Source organism: Devosia beringensis, from assembly GCF_014926585.1.
Taxonomy (GTDB): domain Bacteria; phylum Pseudomonadota; class Alphaproteobacteria; order Rhizobiales; family Devosiaceae; genus Devosia; species Devosia beringensis.
Map to the genome: position 1 here is coordinate 835,868 of NZ_CP045422.1, position 12,635 is coordinate 848,502.

The window sequence follows — 12,635 nt, forward strand, 5'->3', positions numbered from 1 at the left end:
CCCAAGTGCCCGGCTGCTCTGGACCCTGCGCACCCCGCCCTATATTGAAGAAAGCTTAAGGTTCCGGGAACAAGTGTGCCGAATTGGTACAATTGGCCACCGTCCCGGAATGGAGAAGACGGCAGCTTATGAATGCTGAGTGGACCACATTGCCCCATGCACCGCGTGTGCTGCAGCATGCCGATGACCCGCGGCCGGCCTGGCTATGGTCCCATGACGGGCTGACGCTGATCTGGCAGAACCGGGCCGCCGGGCTGTTTCTGGCCAAGCTGAAAAAGCATGGGTTGAAGCTGGCGCCCCCAGCCGTGCCGATCAAGGGACAGGTGGCGCGCAATATAAGGCTGGGCTCGCCTGGCCGCACCAGCCTGGCGCGTATCCAGTTCCTGGCCGGCGACAAGCCGACATCGAGCACCTGCGCCACTACACCGCTGACCTGGCAGGATGGCCAGAGCGCGCTGCTGATTGTCGGCGTGGACGCGATCACCGATGAGATCATGGCCGCGGCCGCGGAGGCCCAGGCCCAACGTCAGGATGAAGACAGCGGGATGCTGCCGCGGGACGCCGGGATGGCGACTGCAGCGCCGGATGACGAGGCGGCCGTGGACGCGCCCATGCCGGATGAGCCTGTGGCAGATGGCGGCGAAACGCCGGCACCCTATGAGAACGATGCGGGACTGTCCGATGCGGCAGCGTGGACGGCGGAAGATGACCACGGCTCGACCGAGCCAGAAGCATCGCGCCCGGACGAATCCGAGGAAGCTGCAGCTGATGCGCGGGATGATTCGGCCTATGCGCAGGAACTCGACAGCTGGCGCGCCGCCGACCAGGATGGCCCGCCGGCGCTGAGCCTGGTGGACACCGCGCCGGCAGCCGAGGCTATGCCGCAGGCCGAGGACGAGGCGGTCGCGGAAGCTGGCGCAGAGTCCAACCCGGCCAGCAGCCGGCTAAGCCGCCTGGTGGACAGGATGGCCGCGGACGAGGCGCTCTATGCGCCGCTGACCGAGGCGGATGATGGCCTGGTGGCGAGCGCCCCCGAGCAAGCCGATGCGCCCGGGGCGCCGCTGGCCGATGACACGGTGCCGGAGACGACCGGCAGCCTGTTCAAGGTGACCGGACGCGGCTTCATTGCCGATGACGTGGTGGCGGAAGCGCAGACGGACGCCGATGCGGATCTTGCCGATCTGAGCCGGCTCGACGCTGCCGATGACACCGCCGCGCCGGAAGAACCGGACGCGGCAGAACGGCTGAGCGCGGCGCTGGCCGAAATTGCGCCGCCGCCCACAACCGATCCGGAAATCGTCGAACGGGTGTCACGCTACAATTTCGACGAGCTGTCGCGCATTCTCAATGACCGCGTCGGCGAGGGCAGCCAGACGCCGCAGCCGGCCATGCCCACCGCGCAGCGCGGGGCGCTGATCAATCTGGGCGGCGAAACGCTGGTGCTCAACCGGCTGCCACTGGGCATTCTGGTGTTCCGCGACCAGCAGGTGCTGTTTGCCAACCGGGCCATCACCGAAATGGTGGGCTATGACTCGGTCGAGGCGCTGCGCCAGGCCGGGCTGGCTGCCGTCTTCCCCGCTGCCGGCCCCGAGGGGCAGGAGGCCGGGCCGGTCAACCATCTGGTGCAGCGCGACGGCACCATGGTGCCGGTGACCGCGCGGCTGCAGTCGATCTCCTGGCATGGGCGCCCTGCCCTGATGCTGTCGGCCAGCACGACCGAAGTGCGGACGGGACACGAAGGCGCCGTCAATGCCTTTGCCCAAGCGCTCGCCGAAGTCCGCGGCGACGGATTTTTCGAGGCGACGCGGACCGGCGTCATCAGCCGCTTGACGCCCAAGGCGGCGGCGCTGCTGGGCCAGACCGGCCTCGTCGACGGCAAACCGCTGACCGGCGTGATCGCTGGCGGCGAGGTGGCGGCGCTGCGCAACTTTCTCGACCGGCCGGCGCGCTTTGCCGAAACGGAACGGCCGTGGTTGACGCTGCAGTCGAGCTCGGGGCGGGCCGAAATCACCCTGTTTGCGCAAGGCCAGGCCGGCGTGGTGACGGGCTATTTCGGGCTGGTGCGCGGCCGCGAAGCGGTGCCGGTGCGACTGGCCGGCCCGAGCGATGTCGACCCGGCCCTGCTGGGCCGGATCAGCCGCGGCATCCGCCGGCCGCTCAACTCGATCATCGGCTTTGCCGACCTGATCGGCGCCAGTGCGGGCGCGGCGGACACCGCCCAATTGCTGGCCTATGCGCGCGATATCAGCGCCGCCGGGCAGGACATTGCCGCGCTGGTCGATGAGCTGGAAGACTATGCAAGGCTGCGTGACGGCCGCTATCTGCCGCAGCGCGCCAGCATCGACCTGACCGAACTGCTGGAAAGCTGCGTGCTGCGCATCCGCCAGCAGGCCAGCAATGCCCGCGTGTTCGTGCGCAATGCCATTTCGGAATCCCTGCCCCGGCTGATCGCCGATCGCGCCTCGCTGGAGCAGGCGGTGCTCAACCTGTTGGCCAGCGCCATCGACCAGAGCCCCAATGGCGGGGCGGTGGTGATATCGGCGCAGCCCGCAGACAATGGCGGGATTGCCGTGCATGTGCGCGACAATTCGGTCAATGCCGTGGACATGGCAGAGCGCTTCGTGGTGTTCCGCGACGGGGTGGACCGCGACGGCAAAATGCGGGCGCCGGTGCGCTCCAGCGTCGGGCTGGCGCTGACGCGCTCGCTGCTGGCGGTCAATGCCTTTTCACTGACGGTCGATCCGGCGGGCGAGCAGGGCATGCTGTTCACGCTCAAGATTCCCGCCGATCTGGTGGAGCGCGACGAGGCCACCGACATTGCCGAATAGCCGGCGGCGCATTTGTCGCAGCACTAAAAGTGGATTGTTCCAATCAGCTAAAAGCCTGATTTCACTGCCTAAATTTGGTGCAGTTTTGAACGCTTCTAGTATTCAAGTCATTGATTTTGTTTGCAAATATTGACTTGTCCAAGACAATGGGCCAGAACGCGGCACCTGAGGCATGACCTCGCCCATTGCGCATTGGAGACCGCCATGACCCATTCCACACGCCTTGCGGCCGCCCTGCTGACCTCGGTCGTCATGGCTGGCGCCGCTGTCCCAAGCTTTGCCCAGAGCGGGGAAGTCAATATCTACAGCTATCGCGAGCAGAGCCTGCTGCAGCCGCTGCTGGACCGGTTCAGCGCCGAGACGGGCATCAAGGCCAATGTGCTCTATGCCGGCGACGGCCTCTTGGAGCGCCTGGCGGCCGAGGGCGAGCTGTCGCCCGCCGACGTGGTGCTGACGGTCGATATCGGCAATCTGGTCGGTGCCGAAGAGCAGGGCCTGACGCAGCCCATCACCAATCCGGCGCTGGCCGAGCGCGTGCCGGCCGCCTTCCGCGATGACGACAGCAACTGGACGGCGCTGTCGCTGCGCAGCCGCGTGTTCTATGTGTCCAAGGAGCGGGTCGACGCCACGGCGCTGACCTATGAGGATATTGCCGGGCCCGAATGGAAGGGGCGCCTGTGCACCCGCCCTGGCGACCATGCCTACAATATCGGCTTGATTGCCCATTACATCGCCGTCAATGGCGAGGACAAGGCCCGCGAATGGCTGACCAAGGTGCGCGACAATCTGGCCTTCGCTCCCGACGGCAATGACCGCGGTCAGGTCAAGAACATCCTCGACGGCACCTGTGACCTGGCGATCGTCAATACCTACTATATGGGCGCCATGCTCAACAACGAGGCCGAGCCGGAGCAGAAGGACTGGGCCAATGCTGCCCGGATCATCTACCCCAATGCCGAGGAAGATGGCACCCAGGTGAACGTGGCCGGTGGCTTCATCGCCAAGAATGCCCCGAACGTGGACAATGCCAACACGCTGATCGGCTTCCTGCTGTCGGACGAGGCCCAGGGCATCTATGCCGACACCAATTACGAGTTCCCGGTGGTGGCCAGCGCGCCGATCAACGATCTGGTGCTCAGCTGGGGTACATTGAAGCCATCGCCCGTGCCGCTGACCGAAGTGGCCGCCAATCGCGGCGCTGCGGCAGCGCTGGTCGATGAGCTGCGCTTCAACGAAGGCCCGCAGAACTAGAGGGACAGGCCCATCACGCAAGCAGTCGCCGATCGCCGTGATGGGCAGACCGGCAGGGCCCTGGCCCTGCCGGTCGTTCCGCTTTTGCTGGCCGGCTGCATGGGCCTGCCCATTGTCTGGCTGGGTTGGTCGGCGCTGGGGTCGATCGCCTCAGGCAGCAATGGACTGGCGGCTACCATGCTGCCGACCGCCCTGCGCGAGACGGCGCTGCTGATGGGCTCGGTTGGGGTGCTGACGGGGTGTGTCGGCCTGATCGCCGCCTGGCTCGTGACGCATTACGAGTTTCCGCTGCGGCGGCTGTTCGACTGGGCGCTGGTGCTGCCGCTGGCCGTGCCCACCTATCTGGCCGCCTATTGCTATGTCGAGGTGCTGGGCTTTACCGGCCCGCTGCAGACGGCGCTGCGGGCGGTGAACGGGGCGACGACGCTGCGCGAATACTGGTTTCCCGACATCAGGAGCCAATGGGGCGCCGCGCTGGTGCTCTCAAGCGTGCTCTACCCCTATGTCTATGTGGCCTGCCGGGCGTTTTTCCTGATGCAGTCGGCCTCGCTCAATATTGCGGCCCGTACACTGGGCGCGGGCGGCATGCGCACCTTCTTCACGGTGACGCTGCCGCTGTCGCGACCGGCGCTGGTGGTGGGCGTGACGCTGGCGATGATGGAGGTGGTCAATGATCTGGGCGCGGTGCAGTATTTCGGCATCAACGCCATTACCGCGATCATCTATTCGACCTGGATCAACCGGTCCGATTTCGGCGGCGCCGCGCAGCTGGCAGTGACGGTGGTGCTGGTGATTGGCCTATTGATCGCCGCCGAACAGCGAGCCCGGCGGGACCGGGTCTATCTGGCGCGCCGCGACAGCCGGGTGCCACCGGCGCGCGAGCCGCTGGCGGGGATGCGACGCTGGAGCGCCTTTGCCTTCTGCCTGATGCTGCTGGCGCTGGGCTTTGGCATTCCCGTGGGGCAGCTGACCTATCTGGCCTTCCGCATGGTGCTGCCCGAAACGGTGGGCCTGACGGTTTCTGCCCTGATCCCGACGCTGATCCTCGCCGGTACGGGGGCGCTGATCACGGTGTGTATCGGGTTGGTGGCGGCCAAGCTGGGGCAACGCAGCGGCAGCACGGCCCGCGGCGCGATCCGGCTGGCGACGCTGGGCTATGCCATACCCGGCACGGTGCTGGCGCTAGGCCTGCTGCAGCCGCTGGGCCAGGCCGACCTGTGGTTCAACCGAATAACCATGGCGCTGGCCGACTGGCGACCCGGGCTGATCCTTTCCGGCTCGATGGCGGCGCTGCTCTATGTCTATACGATCCGCTTTCTGGCGGTGAGCCATTCGACGCTGGACGCAGCCATCAAGAAGCGCGGCGACGCCATGCTCGACGCGGGACGGGTGCTGGGCGAGCGGCGGCTGGGCCTGCTGCTGCGCATCGACCTGCCGACGTTGATGCCGGCCATCCTGAGCGCCGGCACGCTGGTCTTTGTGGAAATCGTCAAGGAATTGCCGGCGACGCTGCTGTTGCGGCCGCTGGGCGTCGAGACGCTGGCGACGCTGGTCTATGCGCGGGCAAATGTCGGACTTTTTGCCCAGGCAGCGCTTCCCGCACTGGTTATCGTGCTGGCCGGGCTTATCCCGGTCATTCTTGCTACGAGACTGGGCGATCGTAGGAAAGTATAACAAGAGGGCATGCTGCCATGTTAGCGGCGATCCCCTATATGGTGCGGCATGGGAGCCGGTGCCTCACGCCCCGGCATGATTTCGACGCGATGGGCTTGCAGGTTGGACCCTGAATGCGGCCCCCCGCTGCGGATCGAAGGCGACAGTGTCGCCGCAATAGGAGCTACCCTATGAACAAGACGTTGCAGGCAGTCGGGCTCGCCGTGGCATTGACCGGCGCGCTGACCGGCATGGCGCTGGCCCAGCCGAGCGAAGTGCGGATCGGCGTGGCGCTGGAGCCACCGGCGCTCGATCCCACCGCCGGGGCCGCCGAAGCCATCGACATCGTCGTGTATCAGAACATCTTCGAGGGCCTGACCCGCGTGGACCAGAATGGCGCCGTGCAGCCGGGGCTGGCGAGTGCCTGGACGATCTCGGAAGACGAACTCACCTATACCTTCACGCTGCAGGACGGCGTGACCTTCCACGACGGCAGCACGTTCGATGCCGAGGACGTCAAGTTCACCTTCGATCGCATCCTGGCCGAAGACAGCGTCAATGCGCACAAGGAATTCTACACGCCCATCACCAGCGTGACAGTGATCGACCCGCTGACCGTGCAGATGACGCTCGACCATGTCATCGGGCGGTTCCTGTTCGATCTCGGTCGCGGCGACGCCGTGATCGTGGCGCCAGAGAGTGCCGACAACAATGCCAATGAGCCGATCGGCACCGGGCCATTCGCCTTCGTGCAGTGGGACAAGGGCAGCCGTGTGGTGCTCGAGGCCTACCAGCCCTATTGGGGCGAGCCCGTGCACCTGACCAAGGCAACCTATCTGTTCATCGGCGACACGGCGACGATGACCAATGCGCTATTGGCCGGCGATATCGACGGCACCAATAATTTCGCGGCCGAAGCGCTGCCGGTGTTCGAGAGCAATCCGCAGTTCAAGGTGCTGGTGGGCACGACGGAAGGCGAGACCATCCTGACGCTGAACAACAGCAAGGCGCCCTTCGACAATCTCAAGGTGCGCCAGGCCATTGCCCATGCCATCGACCGGCAGGCCATTATCGATGGCGCCACCTATGGCTATGGCGTGCCGATCGGGGCGCCGTTCGCGCCACACAACCTCTATTATGTCGACCTGACGGGCACCTATCCATTCGACCCCGAAGCCGCCAAGGCGCTGCTGGCGGAAGCCGGCTTTCCCGATGGCTTCAGCGCGACGCTGAAACTGCCACCGGTGGGCTATGCCAGCACGTCGGGCCAGATTCTGGCCAGCCAGTTTGCCAAGGTGGGCATCACGCTCGAGCTGATCAATGTGGAATGGGCACAGTGGATCGAGGACGTCTATACCAACAAGGATTATGACCTGACCATCATCAGCCATGTCGAGCCCTTCGACATTGGCAATTATGCCAACCCCGACTACTATTACGGCTATGACAATCCCGACTTCCAGGCGCTGATCGAGACCCTCAATGGCACGACCGACGAGGCCAAGCGCAAGGAACTGGCCATCGAGGCCCAGACCATCCTCGCCCAGGACGCCGTCAACGGCTATCTGTTCGAGCTGGCCCAGACCGGGGTCTGGAATGCCAAGCTCACCGGCATGTGGCAGAACTCGCCCATCGAGGGCCTGGTGCTGCGCGACATTGCCTGGACAGAGTAGTCGCTCCAGCATCGCGCGCGTGACCACCCCCACCCTCAATCCCTCCCCACAAGGGGGAGGGAGGCGCTGGGACGACGCTCAGCGGCACAATTTCGGCCTCCCACAGGCCAGGCTTCCCTCCCCCTTGTGGGGAGGGAATGAGGGTGGGGGTCGTCTGGCCCCAATCTCCATATGATCCTCTTTATCCTGCGCCGTTTGCTCGGCTTTGCCGCGACGCTGCTGGTGGCGGCGCTGGTCATCTTCGTGCTGCTCGATCTGCTGCCCGGCGATCCGGCGCAGTTCATGCTCGGGCTCAATGCCACCCCTGAATCGGTGGCCCGGTTGCGGATGCAGATGGGGCTCGATGTCCCGGCGCCACAGCGCTTCCTGGGCTGGATCTGGGGCATGCTGGGTGGCGATTTCGGCATGAGCTATACCCAGCGGGCGCCGGTGGGCGAACTGATCTGGGGGCGGCTCGGCGTCACGGTACCGCTATCGCTGCTGGCCATGGGCGTTTCCATGGCCGTGGGCCTGCCGCTGGGCATTCTGGCGGCACGGCGGCGGGGCAAGGCGCTCGATACCACCATCATGATTGTGGCCCAGACCGGGATAGCCGTGCCCGGCTTCTGGCTGGGCATGCTGCTGGTGCTGGCCTTTGCGGTGAACCTGCGCTGGCTGCCGCCGGGCGGGTTCACGCCCTGGGACGAGGATGCCGGCGCCGCGCTGCGCGGCCTGATCCTGCCCAGCCTGGCGCTGGCGCTGCCGCAGGCCTCGATCCTGGCGCGGGTGATGCGCACCGCGCTGGTCGATGTTACCGGGCAGGACTTCATCCGCACCGCGCGGGCCAAGGGGCTGACCATGGGCGAGGCCGTGTGGCGGCATGGGGTGCGCAATGCGCTGCTGCCGGTGCTGACCATTCTGGGGCTGCAATTTGCCTTTCTCATCGCCGGGACGATCATTGTCGAGAACGTGTTCTACCTGCCCGGGCTGGGGCGGCTGATCAATACGGCGATCTCGGAACGCGACCTGATCCTGGTCCGCGGCGCCACGATGATCCTGATCATCGCGGTGACGCTGACCATGCTGCTGACCGACCTTGCCTATGGGCTGGTGGATCCGCGGCTGCGCGAAGGCGCCAGTTCATGAGGCGGCTGCTGGCGCATCCGAGCCTGGTTGTCGGCATGGGTATAAGCGTGCTGTTTGCCCTGCTGGCGATGGTCTCTCTGGTATGGACGCCCTTCCCCATTGCCGACATCGATATCGGGCGGCGGTTCCTCGGGGTGACGGCCGAGCACTGGCTGGGCACCGACAATCTGGGCCGCGACATGGTCTCGCTGCTGATGGCCGGTACGCTGACCAGCTTTGTCGTGGCAGCCGTCGCGGTGGCGATCGGGGTGGGCGTGGGCGTGCCGCTGGGGCTGGCAGCGGCAGCCTGGGGCGGGCCGGTGGAATGGCTGGTGCTGCGCCTGTCGGACTTCATTTTCGCCTTTCCCGCCGTGGTCGTGGCCATCCTGATAACGGCGCTGATCGGGCCGGGGGCGATCAATGCCATCATCGCCATCGGCATATTCAACATCCCGGTCTTTGCCCGGGTGGCACGGGGCGGGGCGCTGAGCATTGCAACGCTCGATTTCGTCGCCGCCGGGCGGCTGGCCGGGCTGGGCAATGCGGCCATCGCCTATCGCCACCTGCTGCCCAATATATTGAGCCTGATCATCGTGCAGGGCACGATCCAGATGTCGCTGGGCATTCTGGCGGAGGCGGGGCTGAGCTATATCGGGCTCGGGACACAACCACCGGAAACCAGCCTCGGCCTGATGCTGAAGGACGCGCAAAGCGTCTTCCTGATCCATCCCTGGCTGGGCCTGGCGCCGGGCCTGGCCATCGTGCTGATCGTGATCGGCCTCAACCTGGCGGGCGACGGGCTGCGCGACGCCGTGGATCCACGCCTGCGGCAGGTACAGACCAATGTTGCTTGAGGTTGAGGGCCTGTCGGTCCGCTTTGGTGCCACCGCTGCGGTGGCCGATGTGAGCCTCGTGCTGGGGCGCGGCGAGCGCTTCGGCATTATCGGGGAAAGCGGCTCGGGCAAGACGCTGACGGCGCTGGCGATAACGGGCCTGCTGCCCGAAGGCGCCGAAATGGGCGGCGACATCAGGCTGGACGGAACGCCCCTGCCCCGCGATGAACGCGCCATGGCGCGGCTGCGCGGCAAGCGGATCGGCATGGTGTTCCAGGAGCCGATGACGGCGCTCAACCCGCTGATGCGGATCAGGGCGCAGATTGCCGAGGCCATCGCGCTGAACCCGGGCGCCATAACCGATAGCGATGTACCGCAGCTGCTGGCAGAGGTCGGGCTGACCGAAAGGCAGGGCGAGCGCTTCGCGCATCAGCTATCGGGCGGGCAAAGGCAGCGGGCGATGATCGCCATGGCGCTGGCCGGGCAGCCCGACATATTGATTGCGGACGAGCCGACCTCGGCGCTGGACCTGGTCACGCAGCGCGTGGTGCTCGACCTGATCGCGGCAATCTGCGCGCGCCGGCAGATGGCGCTGATCTTCATCAGCCATGACCTCAAAGCCGTGGCGGCGCTGTGTTCACGCGTGGCGGTGCTGCACGAGGGCCGACTTGTGGAGACCGGCCCGGTGGCGGCGGTGTTCGGGGCGCCGCGCGAGGCCTATACGCAACGGCTGGTGGCGGCATCGCGGCTGGCGCTGCCGGTGGTGGCGCGTGCGGCATTGGGCGAGACGCTGCTGCAGGTCGAGAACGTGACGCGCAACTATCGGCAGGGCGGCGGGCTGTGGTGGCGACACCAACAGGTGCGTGCGGTCGATGGCGTCAGCCTCAGCGTCAGCGCGGGGGAGTGCCTGGCGCTGGTGGGACCATCGGGCTGCGGCAAGACCACCCTGGCCAAGATCATCGTGGGGCTCGACAGTGCCAGCAGCGGCAGGATCGTGCTGAGCGGGCAAGGCTATCGCGGCAAGGACCTGCCCAAGCCGTTGCGGCGCGATGTGTCGCTGGTATTTCAGGACCCGTTCGGGAGCTTCAACCCGCGGCTGACGCTGGGGGGCTCACTGGCCGAGCCATTGCGGCTCGAGCCGGAACTGGATCGTGCGGATGTGCAGGCGCGGGTGGTGGAGGCGATCGAAGCGGTGGGGCTCGATGCCGGCATGCTGGCGCGCTATCCGCATGAATTTTCCGGCGGGCAGCGGCAGCGGCTGGCGATTGCAAGGGCCCTGGTGACGCGGCCCAAGCTGGTGGTGCTGGACGAACCCGTGTCGGCTCTGGACATGTCGGTGCGCGGCGAGGTGCTGGCGCTGCTGGCGCAATTGCAGGCCCAATATGGGTTGACCTACCTGCTGATCAGCCATGACCTCGACATGGTGGCAGCGATGGCCGACCGCGTGCTGGTGATGGAAGCGGGCAAGATCATCGAAGAGGGCAAGCCGGCGCAGATTTTCGCGCAACCGCAGCACCCGCTGACGCGCGACCTGGTGGCCGCGCGCCTGCCTGATATCGGCTAGCCGGAACAGGCTGCGTCACGCCCGTACCTCCCCCTAATGGGGGAGGTGCCGCTTGCCGGACAGGTCATGATCTGACTAGGCCAGCACGCCGATATAGGCGCCGAAGGGTTCAAGATCGATTTCGCCATCGATCGATGCCGCGATGACGCCGGGGCAATCAGCGCTGGTGGGCTGCATGCCATCGGGCAGGTGATAGACGGCAGCGGCTTCGGCCATGTTGAAGACGCAGACCAGGCGCTCGTCGCCATGCTGGCGGATGAAGGCCAGCACATCGCCCTGCAGCGGCAGCAGCTCGATGCTGCCCTTGGCCAAAGCCGGATGGGCTGTGCGGAAGGCGAGCATGGTGCGGTAGAATTCGAGCACCGAGCCTTCCACGCCGTGCTGGGTATCGACCGCATGGGTCAGGTGCTCGGCGGGCACCGGCAACCAGGTCCGCTCGGCGGTAGAGAAGGCGCCGTTGCGCACATGAGCCTGCCAGACCATCGGGGTGCGGCAGCCATCGCGGCCCTTGAACTCGGGCCAGAACTCGATGCCATAGGGATCCACGAGGTCGGAGAAGGACAGATCGGCCTCCTTGAGGCCAAGCTCCTCGCCCTGATAGAGGCAGACCGAGCCGCGCATGGACAGGATCAGCGTGGCGGCAAGGCGGGTGAATGCCTCTTCCTGGCCATGGCTGGCCCAGCGGCTGACATGGCGCACCACGTCATGATTGGAGAAGGCCAGGCAGATCCAGCCGTCCGGCGCCTGCGCCTCGGTCAGTTCGATGGCATTGCGGAAGTGGCCGGCCGAGAATTCGCCGCCGAGATAATCGAAGGTATAGGCCATGTGCAGCATGTCATCGCCCGAGGTGTACTGGGCCATGATTTCGAGCTGGTGCTGGCTGTCGCCGATTTCGCCCACCGTGGTGCGGCCGGGATATTCATCGAGCAGCGCGCGGAGGCGACGCAGGAAGGCCAGGTTTTCCGGGCGCGACTTGTCGTAGAGGTGTTCCTGGAAATTGTAGGGGTTCACCGCTGGCGCAGTCGAGGCATTGAAATCCTCGGCCTTGACCACCGGATTGGATTCGAGCCCGGTCGAATGGAAATAGAAGTTGACGGTGTCGAGACGGAAGCCGTCGACGCCGCGCTCGAGCCAGAAACGCATCTCGGCCAGCAGGGCATCCTGCACGGCGGGGTTGTGGAAGTTCAGGTCGGGCTGGGAGACCAGGAAATTGTGCAGGTAATACTGCATGCGGCGGCTGTCCCAATGCCAGGCGGAGCCGCCAAAGATGGAGAGCCAGTTATTGGGCGGGGTGCCGTCGGGCTTGGGATCGGCCCAGACATACCAGTCGGCCCTTTCATTGGTGCGCGACAGTCGGCTTTCGGAGAACCAGGCGTGCTTGTCGGAGGAGTGGGAAATGACCTGGTCGATGATGACCTTGAGGCCCAGCGAATGGGCCTTGTTCACCAGATGGTCGAAATCTTCGAGCGTGCCGAAGGTGGGGTCGATGTCCCGGTAATTGGACACGTCATAGCCGAAATCCTTCATCGGCGAGGTGAAGACCGGCGACAGCCAGATGGCGTCAACGCCCAGATCGGCGACGTAATCGAGGCGGCTGGTAATGCCCACCAGATCGCCAATACCGTCGCCATCCTGATCCTGGAAGGACCGCGGATAGATCTGGTAGATGACGGCGCCGCGCCACCAATCAGGGTCGGTGATGGTGTCGACCGTCTTGGGTGAAGACATA

At 65.7% G+C, this 12,635-nt stretch carries 8 protein-coding genes; 7 read left to right on the forward strand and 1 reads right to left on the reverse strand.

Going from position 1 to position 12,635, the window contains the following annotated elements; genetic code table 11:
- Positions 1-128 precede the first annotated feature (128 nt).
- The 7 genes from GDR53_RS04140 (at position 129) to GDR53_RS04170 (ending at position 10,906) form a co-directional block, all read left to right on the forward strand.
- Positions 129-2,828 (forward strand): sensor histidine kinase, encoded by a 2,700-nt coding sequence (locus GDR53_RS04140; protein WP_193336831.1) that lies wholly within the window; start codon positions 129-131, stop codon positions 2,826-2,828.
- A 204-nt stretch (positions 2,829-3,032) separates the two neighbouring features.
- Positions 3,033-4,079 (forward strand): extracellular solute-binding protein, encoded by a 1,047-nt coding sequence (locus GDR53_RS04145; RefSeq protein WP_193336832.1) that lies wholly within the window; start codon positions 3,033-3,035, stop codon positions 4,077-4,079.
- A gap of 99 nt (positions 4,080-4,178) precedes the next feature.
- Complete coding sequence (locus GDR53_RS04150) at positions 4,179-5,753, forward strand: ABC transporter permease (protein WP_193336833.1); 1,575 nt, start codon at positions 4,179-4,181, stop codon at positions 5,751-5,753.
- Positions 5,754-5,923: 170 nt separating this feature from the next.
- Entirely contained in the window at positions 5,924-7,405 is a 1,482-nt protein-coding gene (locus GDR53_RS04155) for an ABC transporter substrate-binding protein (RefSeq protein WP_193336834.1), read from the forward strand.
- A 171-nt stretch (positions 7,406-7,576) separates the two neighbouring features.
- Positions 7,577-8,530 (forward strand): ABC transporter permease, encoded by a 954-nt coding sequence (locus tag GDR53_RS04160; protein ID WP_193336835.1) that lies wholly within the window; start codon positions 7,577-7,579, stop codon positions 8,528-8,530.
- Positions 8,527-9,363, forward strand: coding sequence for an ABC transporter permease (locus tag GDR53_RS04165; protein WP_193336836.1), 837 nt, complete (start codon positions 8,527-8,529; stop codon positions 9,361-9,363). The genes GDR53_RS04160 and GDR53_RS04165 overlap by 4 nt, the downstream gene beginning before the upstream one ends.
- Positions 9,353-10,906, forward strand: coding sequence for a dipeptide ABC transporter ATP-binding protein (locus GDR53_RS04170; RefSeq protein WP_193336837.1), 1,554 nt, complete (start codon positions 9,353-9,355; stop codon positions 10,904-10,906). The genes GDR53_RS04165 and GDR53_RS04170 overlap by 11 nt, the downstream gene beginning before the upstream one ends.
- Before the next feature lie 75 nt (positions 10,907-10,981).
- On the opposite strand, the gene bglA is transcribed toward GDR53_RS04170, so the two are convergent.
- Complete coding sequence (gene bglA, locus GDR53_RS04175; protein ID WP_193337959.1) at positions 10,982-12,634, reverse strand: beta-galactosidase BglA; 1,653 nt, start codon at positions 12,632-12,634, stop codon at positions 10,982-10,984.
- Between the last annotated feature and the right edge of the window lies 1 nt (position 12,635).

Excerpts from the sequence above, each read along its gene's own strand:
- GDR53_RS04170 (WP_193336837.1), top strand. The coding sequence starts at position 9,353 with ATGTTGCTTGAGGTTGAGGGCCTGTCGGTCCGCTTTGGTGCCACCGCT.
- GDR53_RS04160 (WP_193336835.1), top strand. The coding sequence starts at position 7,577 with ATGATCCTCTTTATCCTGCGCCGTTTGCTCGGCTTTGCCGCGACGCTG.
- GDR53_RS04145 (WP_193336832.1), top strand. The coding sequence starts at position 3,033 with ATGACCCATTCCACACGCCTTGCGGCCGCCCTGCTGACCTCGGTCGTC.
- GDR53_RS04150 (WP_193336833.1), top strand. The coding sequence starts at position 4,179 with ATGGGCCTGCCCATTGTCTGGCTGGGTTGGTCGGCGCTGGGGTCGATC.
- GDR53_RS04165 (WP_193336836.1), top strand. The coding sequence starts at position 8,527 with ATGAGGCGGCTGCTGGCGCATCCGAGCCTGGTTGTCGGCATGGGTATA.
- GDR53_RS04155 (WP_193336834.1), top strand. The coding sequence starts at position 5,924 with ATGAACAAGACGTTGCAGGCAGTCGGGCTCGCCGTGGCATTGACCGGC.
- GDR53_RS04140 (WP_193336831.1), top strand. The coding sequence starts at position 129 with ATGAATGCTGAGTGGACCACATTGCCCCATGCACCGCGTGTGCTGCAG.
- bglA (WP_193337959.1), bottom strand. The coding sequence starts at position 12,634 with ATGTCTTCACCCAAGACGGTCGACACCATCACCGACCCTGATTGGTGG.